General features: G+C 56.9%; 12 protein-coding genes and 1 pseudogene. 7 read left to right on the top strand and 6 right to left on the bottom strand.

What is annotated here, in order from left to right; all coding sequences use genetic code 11:
- Positions 1-158: 158 nt before the first annotated feature.
- Positions 159-1,625, top strand: a complete 1,467-nt coding sequence (gene guaB / locus ACQUTI_RS07165; RefSeq protein ID WP_004151980.1) for an IMP dehydrogenase — start codon at positions 159-161, stop codon at positions 1,623-1,625.
- Positions 1,626-1,692: 67 nt separating this feature from the next.
- The gene (gene guaA, locus ACQUTI_RS07160) at positions 1,693-3,270 is read left to right on the top strand and encodes a glutamine-hydrolyzing GMP synthase (protein ID WP_004201905.1); all 1,578 of its coding nucleotides are present in this window, start codon (positions 1,693-1,695) and stop codon (positions 3,268-3,270) included.
- A gap of 138 nt (positions 3,271-3,408) precedes the next feature.
- Here the strand turns inward: guaA and ACQUTI_RS07155 are convergent, their stop codons facing one another.
- Positions 3,409-4,629: an MFS transporter gene (locus tag ACQUTI_RS07155; protein ID WP_017900439.1), complete on the bottom strand. Its 1,221-nt coding sequence runs from the start codon at positions 4,627-4,629 to the stop codon at positions 3,409-3,411.
- 73 nt (positions 4,630-4,702) lie between these two features.
- Here ACQUTI_RS07155 and ACQUTI_RS07150 point away from each other — a divergent pair.
- Positions 4,703-5,615, top strand: a pseudogene (locus ACQUTI_RS07150) (LysR family transcriptional regulator).
- A 98-nt stretch (positions 5,616-5,713) separates the two neighbouring features.
- Here the strand turns inward: ACQUTI_RS07150 and ACQUTI_RS07145 are convergent.
- A complete protein-coding gene (locus ACQUTI_RS07145) occupies positions 5,714-5,887 on the bottom strand; it encodes a YfgG family protein (RefSeq protein WP_017900441.1) in 174 nt (57 codons plus the stop codon).
- Between the two features lie 370 nt (positions 5,888-6,257).
- On the opposite strand from ACQUTI_RS07145, the gene ACQUTI_RS07140 reads away from it, so the two are divergent.
- A complete protein-coding gene (locus ACQUTI_RS07140) occupies positions 6,258-8,486 on the top strand; it encodes a sensor domain-containing phosphodiesterase (RefSeq protein WP_043520153.1) in 2,229 nt (742 codons plus the stop codon).
- A 55-nt stretch (positions 8,487-8,541) separates the two neighbouring features.
- On the opposite strand, the gene ppx is transcribed toward ACQUTI_RS07140, so the two are convergent.
- The 4 genes from ppx to purM all read right to left on the bottom strand — a co-directional run bounded on the left by ppx (position 8,542) and on the right by purM (position 13,993).
- On the bottom strand, positions 8,542-10,074 hold the full coding sequence (gene ppx, locus ACQUTI_RS07135; RefSeq protein WP_004201914.1) for an exopolyphosphatase: 1,533 nt from the start codon (positions 10,072-10,074) through the stop codon (positions 8,542-8,544).
- A gap of 3 nt (positions 10,075-10,077) precedes the next feature.
- Positions 10,078-12,138, bottom strand: coding sequence for a polyphosphate kinase 1 (ppk1, locus tag ACQUTI_RS07130; RefSeq protein ID WP_002913838.1), 2,061 nt, complete (start codon positions 12,136-12,138; stop codon positions 10,078-10,080).
- A gap of 179 nt (positions 12,139-12,317) precedes the next feature.
- Entirely contained in the window at positions 12,318-12,959 is a 642-nt protein-coding gene (gene purN / locus ACQUTI_RS07125; RefSeq protein ID WP_004201920.1) for a phosphoribosylglycinamide formyltransferase, read from the bottom strand.
- On the bottom strand, positions 12,956-13,993 hold the full coding sequence (gene purM / locus ACQUTI_RS07120; protein WP_023318861.1) for a phosphoribosylformylglycinamidine cyclo-ligase: 1,038 nt from the start codon (positions 13,991-13,993) through the stop codon (positions 12,956-12,958). The genes purN and purM overlap by 4 nt, the downstream gene beginning before the upstream one ends.
- A gap of 263 nt (positions 13,994-14,256) precedes the next feature.
- On the opposite strand from purM, the gene bglK reads away from it, so the two are divergent.
- From bglK to upp, 3 genes are all read left to right on the top strand, one after another.
- Positions 14,257-15,150, top strand: coding sequence for a beta-glucoside kinase BglK (gene bglK, locus ACQUTI_RS07115; RefSeq protein WP_048295279.1), 894 nt, complete (start codon positions 14,257-14,259; stop codon positions 15,148-15,150).
- 9 nt (positions 15,151-15,159) lie between these two features.
- Complete coding sequence (locus ACQUTI_RS07110; protein WP_017900444.1) at positions 15,160-16,590, top strand: 6-phospho-beta-glucosidase; 1,431 nt, start codon at positions 15,160-15,162, stop codon at positions 16,588-16,590.
- A 226-nt stretch (positions 16,591-16,816) separates the two neighbouring features.
- Positions 16,817-17,443 carry a uracil phosphoribosyltransferase gene (upp, locus tag ACQUTI_RS07105; protein WP_004201927.1) on the top strand — a complete coding sequence of 209 codons (627 nt, stop codon included), beginning with the start codon at positions 16,817-16,819 and terminating at the stop codon, positions 17,441-17,443.
- Positions 17,444-17,522: the final 79 nt, after the last annotated feature.

The following is a 17,522-nucleotide window of genomic DNA, read 5'->3' as shown; positions in this document are numbered from 1 at the left end:
GTGAGCAAGATCAAACTTTAAATCAGCAGGTTATTCAGTCGATAGTAACGCGCTCAGAGGGGATGGCAAGTATTATTTGCAAAAAAGGGTAGATGCAATCGGTTACGCTCTGTATAATGCCACGGCAATATTTATCCACCCTGGTCGAGATATTGCCCATGCTACGTATCGCTAAAGAAGCCCTGACGTTTGACGACGTCCTCCTCGTTCCCGCTCATTCTACCGTTCTGCCGAATACAGCCGATCTCAGCACTCAGCTGACGAAAACCATTCGTCTGAATATTCCTATGCTCTCCGCAGCCATGGATACCGTAACGGAAGCGCGTCTGGCTATTGCCCTGGCACAGGAAGGCGGCATCGGCTTTATTCACAAAAACATGTCCATCGAGCGCCAGGCGGAAGAAGTTCGCCGCGTGAAGAAACATGAGTCCGGCGTGGTCACCGACCCGCAGACCGTTCTGCCGACCACCACCCTGCGTGAAGTGAAAGAGCTGACCGAGCGTAACGGCTTCGCCGGCTACCCGGTGGTTACCGAAGAGAACGAGCTGGTCGGCATCATCACCGGCCGCGACGTGCGTTTCGTTACCGATCTGAACCAGCCGGTCAGCGTCTATATGACCCCGAAAGAGCGTCTGGTCACCGTGCGTGAAGGCGAAAGCCGTGAAGTGGTCTTCGCTAAGATGCACGAAAAACGCGTTGAGAAAGCGCTGGTTGTGGATGAGAGCTTCCACCTGCGCGGGATGATCACCGTAAAAGACTTCCAGAAAGCGGAACGTAAACCGAACGCCTGTAAAGATGAGCAGGGCCGTCTGCGCGTAGGCGCTGCGGTTGGCGCCGGCGCGGGCAACGAAGAGCGCGTTGACGCGCTGGTGGCAGCGGGCGTTGACGTCCTGCTGATTGACTCCTCTCACGGCCACTCCGAAGGCGTTCTGCAACGTATTCGTGAAACACGTGCGAAATACCCAGACCTGCAGATCATCGGCGGCAACGTCGCCACTGGCGCAGGCGCGCGCGCGCTGGCGGAAGCCGGCTGCAGTGCGGTGAAAGTAGGCATTGGCCCGGGCTCCATCTGTACTACCCGTATCGTGACCGGCGTAGGCGTGCCGCAGATCACCGCCGTTTCCGACGCGGTGGAAGCGCTGGAAGGCACCGGAATTCCGGTTATCGCCGACGGCGGTATCCGTTTCTCCGGCGACATCGCCAAAGCGATCGCGGCCGGTGCGGCGGCAGTGATGGTCGGCTCCATGCTGGCCGGTACCGAAGAATCCCCGGGCGAAATCGAACTCTATCAGGGGCGCTCTTACAAATCCTATCGCGGGATGGGTTCCCTCGGCGCGATGTCGAAAGGCTCCTCTGACCGCTACTTCCAGAGCGATAACGCCGCTGACAAACTGGTGCCGGAAGGTATCGAAGGCCGCGTGGCCTATAAAGGCCGCCTGAAAGAGATCATTCACCAGCAGATGGGCGGCCTGCGCTCCTGTATGGGTCTGACCGGCTGTGGTACTATTGACCTGCTGCGTACCAAAGCTGAATTCGTACGCATCAGCGGTGCGGGCATCCAGGAAAGCCACGTTCACGACGTGACCATCACCAAAGAGTCCCCGAACTACCGCCTGGGCTCCTGATTTCTTCGCCCGACCTTGCGTCGGGCGATTTATTTACTCTGTTTCACTTGCCTCGGAATTAGCGTCAATGACGGAAAACATTCATAAACATCGCATTCTCATTCTCGACTTCGGGTCACAGTATACTCAGCTGGTGGCGCGTCGCGTGCGTGAACTGGGCGTCTACTGTGAGCTGTGGGCATGGGATGTCACGGAAGCACAGATCCGCGAATTTAATCCAAGCGGCATCATTCTTTCCGGCGGCCCGGAAAGCACCACCGAAGAGAACAGCCCGCGCGCGCCGCAGTATGTGTTCGAAGCCGGCGTGCCGGTATTTGGCGTCTGCTACGGTATGCAGACCATGGCGATGCAGTTGGGCGGCCATGTAGAAGGCTCTAACGAGCGTGAGTTTGGCTACGCGCAGGTTGAAGTGGTTAACGACAGCGCGCTGGTGCGCGGTATCGAAGACTCCCTGACCGCGGACGGCAAACCGTTGCTGGACGTGTGGATGAGCCACGGCGACAAAGTCACCGCCATCCCGTCTGACTTCGTCACCGTCGCCAGCACCGACAACTGCCCGTTCGCCATTATGGCCAACGAAGAAAAACGCTTCTATGGCGTGCAGTTCCACCCGGAAGTGACCCACACCCGTCAGGGTATGCGTATGCTGGAGCGCTTCGTGCGCGACATCTGCCAGTGCGAAGCGCTGTGGACCCCGGCGAAAATCATCGACGACGCCGTTGAGCGTATTCGCCAGCAGGTTGGCGATGACAAAGTAATCCTCGGCCTCTCCGGCGGCGTGGACTCTTCGGTGACCGCGATGCTGCTGCACCGCGCCATCGGCAAAAACCTGACCTGCGTATTCGTGGATAACGGTCTCCTGCGTCTGAACGAAGCCCAGCAGGTGATGGAGATGTTTGGCGACCACTTTGGCCTGAACATCGTTCACGTGGAAGGCGAGCAGCGCTTCCTCGACGCGCTGGCAGGTGAAAGCGATCCGGAAGCGAAACGTAAGATCATCGGCCGCGTCTTCGTGGAAGTGTTCGACGAAGAAGCGCTGAAGCTGGACGACGTCAAATGGCTGGCGCAGGGCACCATCTATCCTGACGTTATCGAATCTGCCGCTTCCGCCACCGGTAAAGCGCACGTCATCAAATCTCACCACAACGTGGGCGGCCTGCCGAAAGAGATGAAGATGGGGCTGGTTGAGCCGCTGCGTGAGCTGTTCAAAGACGAAGTGCGCAAGATCGGTCTGGAGCTGGGTCTGCCGTACGATATGCTCTACCGTCATCCGTTCCCGGGCCCGGGCCTCGGCGTGCGCGTGCTGGGCGAAGTGAAGAAAGAGTACTGCGACCTGCTGCGTCGCGCGGACGCTATCTTCATCGAAGAGCTGCACAAAGCTGACCTGTACAACAAAGTGAGCCAGGCGTTCACTGTATTCCTGCCGGTTCGCTCCGTCGGCGTGATGGGCGATGGCCGTAAATACGACTGGGTGGTTTCCCTGCGTGCGGTGGAAACCATCGACTTCATGACCGCGCACTGGGCGCACCTGCCGTATGATTTCCTCGGCCGCGTCTCTAACCGCATTATCAATGAAGTGAACGGTATCTCCCGCGTGGTGTATGACATCAGCGGTAAGCCGCCAGCAACGATCGAGTGGGAATAATCCCCGGCGTTAGTTGAATAAAACGAAACCCTCTGTTGTTACAGAGGGTTTTTTAATTTATGCCCAGCCTCAATCCCGTCATCCCTCACCGCTATCCATCACTGGGTGGTTTCCTGTGTCCCCGGTGAATGTACCCGGTTATGGTTCCGGCAGATGTTCAGCCGGCCCACGTTTTGCACCCGGGCAGAGGGCTGGACGCTTGTCCGGCTCTGTTTTACCCACCGATCGCGCCATCGCCAGCGCCAGTCCGGCAACGATCAGCGTTAACCCGGTGGAAATCCACATTCCACCCACGATACCCAGCCGATGGTTCAGCCATGCATAGGTAAAGGGGGCGGCCGCCGCCATCAGTTGCCCGGGGATCAGCAGGAGACCCGTGCGGCTGGCGTAGCTTTCTGCGCTAAACAGCGCCAGCGGCAGCGTCGCTTTCACAATCGTCACCAGCCCATTTATCGCGCCATAGCCGAGCACAAACCCGGCTGCGCACCCGGCATACGCCGTGCTGCTGACACCAAGGAGAAAACAGAGCGGCATGGCGAGCGCGGTAAAACGCGTCAGCGCGAGCGGGGTGATGCGTCGACCGGCCAGCACTTCCCCCAGCCGGGCGCCGGTCTGGCCAAATCCCCACAGCATTCCGATGGCAACAGGCAGGCCAAAGTGGCTGATAAACTCCGGCAGATGGGTGGAGGTGCCGGTGGAGATGAAGGTGATCAGCGCAATAAAGAGCGCATAACGTATGCCGTTACGCCGATTGCCATCCGCTGTTGGGGCTTTCGCTTTCGTCGATGAGCCGAGCCGCTGACGAGGCAGCTGATAACTCAGCCATGCGCTCAGCAGGCCAAACAGCGCATAGACCCGCAGGGCATCCTGCCAGGACATCACGGTGAGTAAAGCCTCCCCCAGCGGCCAGAAGAGGGCAGAGGCCAGACCGCCGGCGAGGGTGATTTGAGAGATGGTTTTCCGCGCCTGCTGGCCGTAAAGGTTCACTACCGCGGCGAACAGGGCATCATACAACGACAGCCGCATGCCGACGCCGGTCAGCAGCCAGGCGCCGTACCAGCCGACCAGCGAAGGGCTCCAGGCCATCATCGCGCAACTGGCGGCTATCAGTAAGGTTCCGCTGGTGACCACCAGTCGTCCGCCAAAGCGAGCCAGCAGCCTGGCGACCAGCGGGGAGACCGCCGCCATGATCAGCATCGCAAGCGTCAGGCCAAGATAGATCTGCGGCGAGCTCCATCCCTTGTCGGCGGCGATAGCTCCGGCAAAGGTGCCGGGCATATAAAAAGAGATACCCCAGTTGATCAGTTGCTGAGCGCCCGCGGTGAAGGCTAGGCGTCGGGGAATAGCCGGTGTTCCCATGGTTTTTCATTCCGTTAAGAGAGTTGTCCTGAGCATACCCGGCAGGCTATTGTTCTGGCAGAGCGGCCACCTTATGCGCGGTATAAGAGAAACTTTGCATGACAACACTGAACCTGGGAAACCTGGCGACCTTCCGGCTGGTCGTACAGCGCGGCAGCTTCTCAGCCGCCGCCGACGCGCTGGGGATCTCCCAGCCTGCCGTCAGCCTGCAGGTGCGTCAGCTGGAGCAATTTTTACAGACCCGACTGCTGGAGCGCACCGGGCGCGGGATCAAGGCGACGGCGGCGGGAATGGCGCTGCTGGCCCACAGCGAGCAGATCGATCGGGCGGTGAATAGCGCGGTGCAGTCGGTCAGTGCATTTAGTCAGGAAGTTAATGGCTCACTGACTCTGGGGACCGGCGCGACGGCCTGCATTCATCTTCTTCCGCCGCTGCTGCAGCATCTTCGTCAGCAGCACCCACTGCTGACGGTGGGGGTGACCACCGGCAACACGCTGGATGTCGTCCGGGCGGTGGAGGAAAACCGGCTCGATCTTGGGCTGGTCACGCTGCCCGTTCAGGGACGCAGTCTCGCGGTGACCGCCGTGGTGGACGAGGAGTTCGTGGTCATCCATCCCAGCCACGAGGCGGGGATCCCGGCGGTGTGTACCCCTGAGGAGCTGCAGGCGCTGCCGCTCATTGCCTTCGAGGCGGGCAGCGGCACGCGGGATCTGATTGACCGCTGGTTCCGTTCGGCGGGCCTGGCGGTCACGCCGGTGATGCAGCTGGGGAGCATCGAGGCGATCAAACGCATGGTGCGGGCCGGGCTGGGCTACAGTATTGTGCCCCGCATGGCGGTAGAGCAGGCGGAGGATCGCTATGGCTTAACGGTACATTCTCTGGCCCCGTCGCTGTACCGTCAGCTGGCGGTTGTCATGCGTCAGGATAAAGTGATTACCAAAGGAATGGCGGAAATGCTGCGTCTGCTGCAGGCCGTGCGCTTATAAATCGTCAGCGGCAAAACATGCCTCGTCAGGGATAGTGCCTCGGAAAACGGGCGTCTCTGCCTGCGGATAGAGGCGTATCCGGCATCAGGATCAACGGGTTACTCGCGGGCGGAGGGCTCGACGGTGAGCGTTGACTCCTGCGACGCTTTTTTATCCTGGTGATGATACCAGGCGCCGATGGAGGAGTAGACAAAGCGTCCAAAGAAGAAGAGAAAGCTGATAAGCAGTACGATACGGGTCATGCGACGGTTAAATCGATGTCGTTTACGCATACTGGGTGCCTGACTCACAAAAGGTTCCTTGAAGTATACCCGAAGATGGGCGATGGGGGTATTAAGGCACAGGAACGAGGTGGGGTCAATTGATGCAGATGTAAAAGTGCGGCAGTGAAAACATTAATTAATGTTATATAAGATAATCCTCGTATTTACATGCTCTCTTTATTAGCCGCGAAAAGCTGAAAAAATAAGTTTTATTAATGTTGGTGTCAGCATTTGTTGATTTACATCAACAGCCTCATTCTCTTCACCACTAAAATCAGCGGACGTTACCGTATCGTTATTACTTATGCGGTCAGCATGGGGTGGTTGGATGCCTGCCTGAATATGCCTCGCAGGAGCAGAGGCTCTCTGTAGAGCACCTATGAATTTATTAAAATACTATCAACAATATCGCGACAAATGGTGGGCCTTACCGCTTCTCCTGCCTGTGTTATTATTACCCCTTGCCAGAGGGATGAATACATATACCATGCTGAATGGGCATATGGTTTATCTTTATTATCTTCCCCTGGCGCTGGTGCTCAGCCTGATGATGTTTTTCGGCTGGGCGGCGATCCCCGGAATTATCGTTGGTCTGCTGCTAACGCTGGCCCGGGGCATGACGCCGGAGCAGGCCGTTGGCGTACTGTTCCATTTCCTGATCCCCTGCGTGCTTTGCTGGGGCGGATATCGCATCTTTGTTCCCCAACGGCAGCAGGTATCGCACGGTAACGTCAGGCTGATGCCGCATCGTCTGTTCTGGCAAATGCTGCTCCCTTCGGTCATTTTTCTGATTTTGTCGCAGATCGCCGAGTATCTGGGGCTACATCCGCGCACAACGGATATGACCGGCGTCTCGCCGTTTAGTTTACGGTCGTTAATCACCTTTCAGGCGCTGATGGTGGGGTGCCTGACCGGCGTACCGTTATGTTATTTACTACTGCGGGTAATTCGTAACCCTTTTTATTTGCGCGGGTATATTTCTCAGGTTCGCTTACAAATTGATCCAAAAATAAAGAAAATTGAAATCATCAGTTGGGCGGCGATATTAACCCTGTTGCTGGGGCTATTATTGATGCCGCTTAATGATACCAGCACCATATTTAGTACAAATTATACATTATCCTTATTGATGCCGGTGATGCTGTGGGGGGCGATGCGTTTTGGCTATCGCTTTATCTCGCTGATATGGACGCCGGTACTGATCGCCGTGATCCATTTTCATTACCGTTATTTACCTATTTATCCAAGTTATAACACTCAGCTGGCGATCACCTCGTCAAGCTACCTGGTGTTCTCGTTTATTGTCGCCTATACGGCGATGCTGGCAACACAGCAGCGGCTGATCTACGCCCGCGTCCGACAGATGGCCTTCCTCGACCCGGTAGTACATATGCCGAATCTGCGGGCGCTGAGCCGGGCGCTGAACGGCGCGAGCTGGTCGACGCTCTGTTTTTTGCGTATTCCTGAGCTTGAACTGCTGGGCCGCCACTACGGGGTGCTGTTGCGTATTCAGTATAAGCAAATGCTGGCGAATCACCTGCGTGCGCTGCTGGAGCCGAACGAAGCGGTATATCATCTTGCCGGTCACGATTTAGTGTTTCGTCTCAACAGCGAAGGGCACCAGGCGCGCATTCACTTAATTGAGCGCTCCTTGCGACAGTTCCGTTTTCACTGGGACGGGGTCCCCCTGCAGCCGCGGATCGGCATGAGCTATTGCAACGTCCGCTCGCCGGTGAAGCATCTGTATTTGCTGCTTGGCGAGCTGAACACGATTGCCGACATGTCGCTGGCCAGTGGCCATCCGGAGAATTTGCAGCGCCGCGGCGCCGGGCATGTCCAGCAGGATCTGAAAGACAAAGTGGCGATGATGAACCGCATCCTCAAGGCGCTGGAGCAAGACTATTTTGTCCTGATGGCGCAGCCTATCCAGGGCATTCGCGGCGACAATTACCATGAAGTGTTGTTGAGGATGAAAGGCGAGTCGGGCGAACTGACGGGGCCCAACGAGTTCCTGCCGGTGGCGCACGAGTTTGGGCTGTCCACGCGCGTGGATCAGTGGGTCATTGAGCATACCCTGGCCTTTATGGATGCCAACCGGCGGGCGCTGCCCGGTCTGCGGCTGGCGATCAACCTCTCTCCGGTCTCGTTGAGCCGCAGTCAGTTTCCCGAGGAGGTCGAAAACCTGCTGCAGGCCTACAACATTGAGCCATGGCAGATTATTTTCGAGCTGACCGAAAACTATGCGCTCAGCAACCCCGAGCTAGTTTGCCAGACATTAGAGCACCTGCGGGCACTGGGCTGCCGGGTAGCTATCGATGATTTTGGTACCGGCTACGCCAGCTATGCGCGGTTAAAAACGATGAACGTCGATATTCTTAAAATCGACGGCAGCTTTATTCGCAATCTGCTCGCCAGCAGTCTTGATTACCAGGTGGTGGATTCAATCTGTCGTCTGGCGCGGATGAAGAACATGCAGGTGGTGGCCGAATATGTTGAATCGCCGGAGATACGCCAGGCGGTCATCGCGCTGGGGATCGATTATATGCAGGGCTATGATATTGGCGTCCCGGTGCCTCTGACGCAGCTGGCGGAGGGGATGAGCGCCTGAAGCTGTAAAAAAGCCGGGCGCGATGGCCCGGCTCGCATGATATCCATAGAGGCGATCAGGCGTCTGGCTCTTCTTCCGCAATTTTCAGCAGCCACTCCGGCACACCTTCCCAGTACTGCTGCTCTTTTTCCAGATCCAGCAGCACCAGCGCATTCTGGCTAAACCAGTTGTGCGGGAAGGTCAGCGTCCAGTGGTGAGCTTCCGTCTGCAGCCGTAGCGTCGGCGGCGTGGTGGTGGCCTGACGCTGGTTGTTCAGCAGCACGCCGAGGCGCAGCAGCTGGATCAGCGGCAGAAACTGCTTTTTCCTGAACAGCGTAAAGCGCGGCAGATCGTCGAGTTTTATCGCTTTGCGATGATAGCGCACCAGGGTGGCCATCAGCATCTGCTGCTCCTGGTTGAAGCCCGGCAGGTCGCTGTTCTGCAGAATATAGGCCGAGTGGCGGTGCATGCCGCTGTGGTTAATATTCAGGCCCACCTCATGGAGCATCACCGCCCACTTCAACAGCGCCGCCAGGTGCGGATTGGCCAGCTTGGGATTCTGCTCTTGCCACTGCTCCAGCATAAGGGTGGTGGTTTCCAGCACCCGGCGCGCCTGTTCGCGATCGATGTTGTACTGATTCGCCAGACTCTGCGCCGTACGGCTACGAATATCCTGGTGGCGGAAGCGGCCTTCCATTTCGTACAGCACGCCTTCACGCAGCGCGCCATCAGACAGACGAAGCTCTTTAATGGCTAGCGCGTCAAATACGCCGCACAGAATGGCCAGCCCCGGGGCAAAGACCGCTTTACGATCTTCCGAGAGGCCGGGCAGGCTGAGCGCGTCGAAGTTTTTATGCTTCAGCAGTTCACTGACCAGCATTTCGAGGCGCTCCGGCGTAATAAACCCGTCCTTCTCGCCCATAGCCACCAGCACTTCCTGGGCGGCCTTAATGGTACCGGAGGCGCCCAGCGCCACGGTCCAGCCCTGAATACGGAACTGCCAGGCCAGGGTTTCCAGTTTTTGCACCGCCGCCAGGCGAGCGCGCTGGAAATTTTCTTTATTGATGGTCCCGCCGGGGAAGTAGGCCTGGGAGAAACTCACGCAGCCCATGCGACGGCTTTCCACCAGCCGGGGCTCAAAATCTTCACCGATGACCAGCTCGGTCGAACCGCCGCCGATATCAATCACCAGCTTACGGCCGCGCTCCGGCTGCGTGTGCTCCACGCCCATAAAAATCAGGCGCGCTTCTTCATTACCGGAGATGATCTCGATCGGGTAGGGGATCACTTTTTCCGCGCGTTTAAGAAACTCTGCCGCATTGGTCGCCTGGCGCAGCGTATGCGTCCCGACGATGCAGACGCTGGAAGGGGAGAACCCCTGCAGGCGTTCGGCAAACAGCGACAGGCAGTTCAGCCCGCGGGTCATGGCTTCTTCGCTCAACACCGAGTTTTCATCGAGGCCATCGGCCAGATGTACGCGCTGTTTCAGGCGTCCGATGATCTGCATGGCGCCGTCGACGACACGGGCGATCACCATATGAAAACTGTTCGAACCAAGGTCAACCGCAGCGAACTCCTGCGGCCGAGGGGTTTTTTCGTTTATTGGCATAGGTTAGTCGGGTTGTTCGAGTGATTTGAGATAATCGTAAATCGCCATCTGAGCGCGCACTTTACGGCGATTGCCGCGCGGCACATAGCGATTACTCAGTTCTTTATCAAGATAGCGCGCTTTTACCGTATCGTTGAACAAGATATCAAAAATATCCAGCACCCGCTGTTTCAGGCGCGGGTCGAGCAGCGGGGCGGCAACTTCGATGCGATAATCGATATTACGCGTCATCCAGTCGGCAGAGGAGAGCCAGACCTGCTTATCGCCACCGTTTTCAAAACAATAGACCCGGTCATGCTCGAGGAAGCGGTCCACAATGCTGATGACGCGAATATTTTCGCTGATGCCTTCCAGACCGGGGATCAGCGAGCACATGCCGCGGATTAACAGGTTGACCGGCACGCCGGAGCTGGAGGCGGCATACAGTCTGTCTACCAGTCCTTTATCCACCAGGTTGTTCAGCTTCAGGGTAATACCGGACGGTTGCCCGTTCTGCGCATTGGCGATCTCGCGGTCGATCATCTCATACAGCAGACGACGCGAGTTCTGCGGCGACACCAGCAGGTAATCGAAGCTGACCGGGCGGTAGGGGTTTTCAATAAAGTTAAACACCCGGCGAACTTCATTGGTAATGCGCGCATCGGCGGTTAACAGCGAATAGTCGGTATAGATCCGCGCGGTCTTCTCGTTGAAGTTACCGGTGCCGATGTGGGCGTAGCGCACGACCTCATCGCCTTCTTTACGCGAGATCAGGAACAGCTTGGCGTGGATTTTCAGGCCCGGCGCGGAGAAGATAACGTGGACGCCCGCTTCCGTCAGGCGTTTCGCCCAGTGAATGTTGGCCTCTTCGTCAAAACGCGCCTGCAGCTCCACCACTACGGTGACTTTTTTACCGTTGTGGGCGGCGTGGATCATCGCGTCGATGATGCGCGAATCCTTGGCCACGCGGTAGATGTTGATTTTGATCGCCAGTACGCTGGGGTCGAACGAGGCCTGACGCAGCAGCTCCAGCACATGCTCAAAAGTATGATAGGGGTAGTAGAGCAGCACATCGCGTTCGCGAATGGCGTCGAAGCCGTTGCGGAATTTATCAAACCACAGATGACGCAGGCGCGGCATAGGTTTATTGACCAGATTGGCCTTACCCACGTTCGGGAAGCCGATAAAGTCTTTGAAGTTGTGATAGCGGCCGCCCGGCAGCATTGAGTCATAGTTGGAGATGGAGAGCTTATCGCGCAGCATTTCGACCATCGCGTCCGGCATATCGCGCTGGTAGACGAAGCGAACAGGCTCGGCGGTCAGGCGCTGTTTCAGGCTGGAGGACATCAGCTCCATCAGGCTCGACTCCATCTCATGCACCAGATCGTACTCGGCGTCACGGGTCATTTTCATCGAGTAGGCGTTCAGCGCATCGTAATCAAAGAAGCCTTTAAAAATGTCGTCCAGGCAATAGCGCAGAATGTTATCCAGCAGGATCATTGGCTTACGGCGGCGAGGCGCTTCCGGCGGCAGGTTTACGAAGCGCGGGACCTTATCCGACGGAATTTCCAGCAGGGCATAGTTGATGTTTTCCCCGCGGATAATCTCCACCGCCAGATAGGTGTAATCATCTTTCAGGAACTGCACGAGGTCCGTTTCGCGGTTAATCAGGATCGGCGAGATATGCTGCCGCAAATACTGTTTAAAGTAGTTGCGCAGCCAGGCCTGCTGATTGACGGACAGCTGGCGCTCGTTGATCAGGAAGATCTGGTTGCGCGCCATCTCCAGCAGCAGTTCGTTATACAGACTATCGAATTCCTGATCGGCCTTCAGAACGCGGGCCTGGATTTTGCCTAACAGGTGGCGAGAATGGGCGGTACTGCCTTGTTCTTCACTGATAATAATCCGGCGCTTAAGCTCAGCGAAGCGCACTTTGTAAAACTCATCAAGGTTGTTGGAGTAGATCCCTAAGAAGCGCATGCGCTCAATCAGCGGGTTACTTTTGTCCGCCGCTTCCTGCAGCACGCGTTCGTTAAAAGATAACCAGCTGAGTTCTTTTTCGATGTATAGCTTTTCCTGGCCCATTACCGCTCACACTCCGTTTTACTCACAGGACGTAGACTATTATGACGAATTTTTCTGCATAGCGATTTACTGTGTCACAACTATATGACAGTAAGAAGAATTATTTCTGTGAGATGTTTGATTAATAAACAATTTTAATTAAAAAAAAGCCCCGCGATGGAGAAAGGCGGGGCTGTTGTTCATTCTTCAGCGGCATAGCCCTGGGGGGGAAGCTGTCGTTCATCCAGCCAGGCGTGGTTGCCCACCATGCGCAGACGCCCCTCGACGAACCAGCTGATCACCAGCGGATAAATGGCATGTTCCTGGGTCTGTACCCGCGCCGTGACCTCTTCCTCGCTGTCGCCAGCAAAGACCGGCACTTTGGCCTGCAGGATAACCGGACCGCCATCCAGCTCATCGGTGACGAAGTGCACCGAGGTCCCATGCTCCTCGTCACCGTTTTCCAGCACCTGGCGATGGGTATGCAGGCCAGGATACTTCGGCAGTAACGAAGGGTGGATGTTCAGCAGTCGTCCCTGATAGTGGCTGACAAAGGCCGGGCTAAGGATACGCATATAGCCCGCCAGCACCACCAGATCCGGGGCGTAGGCGTCAATTTCATGCATCAGCTGACGATCGAACGCTTCCCGGTCGGCAAACTGACTTTGCGCCAGCGCGTGGGCCGGGATCCCGGCCGCGCGCGCGCGCTCAAGGCCGAACGCATCGGCCTTGTTACTGAATACCGCACGCAGGGTGCCGTTTATCTGTTTCCGGCCACAGGCGTCGATGATCGCCTGCAAATTACTGCCGCTACCGGAAATCAGCACCACAATGTTTTTCATGCAATGACCACACGCTGTTCGGAATCGGAGGCTTTGATATACCCGATTTTCCACGCGTTTTCACCTTTCTCGTTCAGCAGGGCAATGGCCTTGTCTGCTTCTGCTGCCGGCAGGGCGATAACCATCCCCACGCCGCAGTTAAAGGTACGGTACATCTCATGCTGGCTGACGTTACCGGCGGTTTGCAGCCATTTGAAGACGGACGGCCACTGCCAGGAAGACTCATCAATCACCGCCTGGGTGTTGTCCGGCAGTACGCGCGGGATGTTTTCCCAGAAGCCGCCGCCGGTCAGATGGGCGATGGCGTGGACGTCAACGCTGGCAATCAGGTCGAGGACCGATTTCACATAGATGCGGGTCGGCGCCAGCAGATGGTCGGCCAGCGGTTTGCCGTCAAGGTCGGTGGTCTGTGGGTCAACGCCGCTAACTTCAATAATCTTACGCACCAGCGAATAGCCGTTAGAGTGCGGGCCGCTGGAGGCCAGCGCCACCAGCACATCGCCGTCAGCGACTTTGCTGCCGTCGATGATTTCTGATTTTTCCACCACCCCGACGCAAAAACCCGCCACGTCGTAATCTTCGCCGTGGTACATCCCCGGCATCTCTGCGGTCTCACCGCCCACCAGCGCGCAACCGGACTGCAGGCAGCCTTCGGCGATGCCGTTAATGACGCTGGCTGCGGTATCGACGTCCAGTTTACCGGTGGCGTAGTAATCAAGGAAAAACAGCGGTTCAGCACCCTGAACCACCAGGTCGTTCACGCACATGGCGACCAGGTCGATGCCGATGGTGTCGTGACGCTTCAGATCCATTGCCAGACGCAGCTTGGTACCGACGCCGTCGGTGCCGGAGACCAGTACCGGCTCGCGGTATTTCTGCGGCAGTGCGCACAGCGCGCCGAATCCGCCCAGTCCACCCATCACTTCCGGGCGACGGGTTTTCTTCACCACGCCCTTAATACGGTCGACGAGAGCGTTGCCTGCATCAATATCCACGCCGGCATCTTTATAGCTGAGAGAGGTTTTGTCGGTCACTGCGAAGTCTCCACGCGTTTGCGGTAAGCAAGAAAAATCGGCGCAATTCTAACAGGGAAAGCAAACGTTTGCGAGCCTGCTTTACAGTCGGCGTAAAACCGTTGGCGGATGGTCAAATTTGATACTGCTCACGAAAATGAAACCGGGTACAGCCTTGTGCTTGCCTCAGTGTCAGGTAATCCCCATCATATCAATGAAACCGGTTTCTGTGATTGATCGCCGTATGGATTACCGGTGATTTATGCTCGACAGGGGAGGGATGAATGAAGATTGCGGCATTTGATATCGGTGGCACCGCGTTAAAGATGGGCGTCATGACCCGCGACGGCAGGCTGCTGGAAACCGCGAAGCAGTCAATCAATGACAGCGATGGCGATCATATCTTACAGACCATGCTGTCGTGGCTGGCGGCCCACCCGTCATGCGAAGGCATTGCCATCAGCGCGCCGGGCTATGTCGATCCGCACAGTGGATTTATCACCATGGGCGGCGCTATCCGTCGATTTGATAACTTCGCCATGAAATCATGGCTCGAGACGCGAACCGGGCTGCCGGTCTCGGTGGAAAACGACGCCAACTGCGTGCTGCTGGCCGAGCGCTGGCAGGGTAAAGCGGCGGAGATGGCCAATTTTCTGGTGCTCACTATCGGCACTGGCATCGGTGGAGCGATTTTTTGCCAACATCAGCTGATCCACGGGGCGCGTTTTCGCGCCGGCGAGTTCGGCTATATGCTTACCGATCGTCCCGGCGGACGCGATCCCCGTCGCTACTCGATGAATGAAAACTGCACCCTGCGGGTGCTGCGCCATCGCTATGCAGAACATATTGGCGCGCCGCTGGATAGCGTCACTGGCGAAATGATTTTTGACCGCTATGACGCCGGCGACCCTGTTTGCCAGCGTCTGGTCGCCGAGTTCTTCAATGGCCTGGGTCATGGCCTTTATAACCTCGTCAATATCTTCGATCCGCAGACCATTTTTATCGGCGGCGGCGTTGTGGAACGCCCTGGATTTCTGACGCTGCTGCGCCAGCATCTGGCCTGGTTCGGCATTGCCGACTATCTCGATACCGTCAGTCACGGCAACGATGCCGGCCTGATTGGCGCGGTTTACCATTTCAATCAGCACTATCGTTCGCCTGGCGACGATCGACCTTAGGGAGAGACTATGTCCGGATTTAAAGAAGGTTTTCTGTGGGGCGGCGCGGTGGCGGCTCATCAGTTAGAGGGCGGCTGGCAGGAGGGGGGCAAGGGGGTCAGCGTGGCGGATGTGATGACCGCCGGCGCCCACGGCGTGCCGCGGGAAATCACCGACGGCGTGGTGGCGGGAAAAAACTACCCGAACCATGAGGCGATCGATTTTTATCATCGCTACCCGCAGGACCTGGCGCTGTTTGCCGAAATGGGCTTCAAATGTTTCCGCACCTCGATTGCCTGGACGCGTATTTTCCCGCAGGGCGATGAACAGGAGCCGAACGAGGCTGGCCTGCAGTTTTATGACGATCTGTTCGACGAATGTCTGAAACACGGTATTGAACCGGTCATTACGCTGTCGCATTTTGAAATGCCCTATCACCTGGTCACCGAGTACGGCGGCTGGCGTAACCGCAAGCTGATCGACTTTTTCGTGCGCTTCGCCAGGGTCGTCTTCACCCGCTATCAGCATAAAGTGAAGTACTGGATGACCTTCAACGAGATCAACAACCAGGCTAACTACCATGAGGACTTTGCCCCTTTCACCAACTCCGGTCTGAAGTATTTACCGGGTGAAGATCGGGAACCGGTAATGTACCAGGCCGCACATTATGAGCTGGTGGCCAGCGCCCTGGCGGTGAAAGCGGCGCGCGAGATCAACCCTGCTCTGCAGATAGGCTGCATGATCGCCATGTGCCCTATCTATCCGCTGACCTGCGCGCCGGACGATATGATGATGGCGATGAACGCCATGCACCGTCGGTACTGGTTCACCGATGTCCACGTGCGCGGCCGCTATCCGCAGCATCTGCTCAACTATTTTGCCCGCCGCGGCTTTAGCCTGGACATCACCGAAGCCGATCGTCAGGCGTTAACCGAAGGCTGTGTCGACTACATCGGCTTTAGCTACTATATGTCCTTCGCCACCAAAGCCACCGAAGACAACCCCTTGCTCGATTATGATGAAACCACCAGCCTGGTCTCCAACCCGTACGTGAAAAAGTCGGACTGGGGCTGGCAGATTGACCCGGTCGGCCTGCGCTATTCGCTGAACTGGTTCTGGGATCACTATCAGCTACCGCTGTTTATTGTCGAAAACGGTTTTGGCGCGATCGATGTTCGTGAAGCGGATGGCAGCGTGGATGACCAGTACCGTATCGATTATCTCTCCGCCCATATCGCGGAGATGAAAAAGGCGGTGGTCGAGGATGGCGTCGATCTGATGGGTTATACCCCGTGGGGCTGTATCGATCTGGTTTCCGCCGGAACGGGGGAGATGAAAAAACGCTACGGCTTTATCTACGTGGATAAAGATAATGAAGGCAACGGCACGCTGGAGCGCAGTAAGAAGAAGTCGTTCGACTGGTATAAGAAGGTGATTGCCAGCAACGGGGAGCAGCTATAATTCCCCCGTGGCGCTGCGCTTATCGGGCCGGCGGGGTTTGCGGTCCGGGTAAGCGTTAGCGCCGCCCGGCAGAACCCCGCGCTAAAACCGGAGCCTCGCCTCCGGTTTTTTTGTCTCTAAATCACTTTGCTTGATATACGTCAAGCAAGATGGGTATGGCCTAATCCGAAAAAAGCGGTATAATCCCGCGATTTTTTTTGTGGCTGCCCCTCAGAGGAGAAAGAGAATGAAGATTGTGGAAGTCAAACACCCACTCGTCAAACACAAGCTGGGCCTGATGCGCGAGCACGACATCAGCACCAAACGCTTCCGTGAACTCGCCTCTGAAGTGGGCAGCTTACTGACTTATGAAGCCACCGCCGATCTGGCGACCGAGAAAGTGACCATCGAAGGCTGGAACGGCCCGGTGGAAGTTGAGCAGATCAAGGGCAAGAAAATTACCGTCGTGCCAATCCTGCGCGCAGGCCTCGGCATGATGGAAGGGGTACTTGAGCACGTGCCGAGCGCGCGTATCAGCGTGGTGGGTATTTATCGCAATGAAGAGACCCTCGAGCCGGTACCTTACTTCCAGAAGCTGGTGTCCAACATCGATGAGCGTATGGCGCTGGTGGTTGACCCGATGCTGGCCACCGGTGGGTCGATGATCGCCACTATCGATCTGCTGAAAAACGCCGGCTGCACCAGCATCAAGGTGCTGGTGCTGGTGGCGGCGCCGGAAGGAATTGCCGCGCTGGAGAAAGCGCACCCGGACGTTGAGCTGTACACCGCCTCTGTCGATAAGGGACTGAACGAGCACGGGTACATCATTCCCGGTCTCGGCGATGCCGGCGACAAGATCTTTGGTACGAAATAATCGCATAACGATAAATAAGCCGACTTTGAGAGTCGGCTTTTTTTTGAATAAAACACACATAACTAACCATCTCAGAGGA

Origin of the sequence: Klebsiella sp. 7-CIP_Kleb., assembly GCF_050378655.1 — a bacterium.
GTDB classification, from domain to species: Bacteria; Pseudomonadota; Gammaproteobacteria; order Enterobacterales; family Enterobacteriaceae; genus Klebsiella; species Klebsiella quasipneumoniae.
This window is presented reverse-complemented; position numbering and strand designations above follow the sequence as displayed.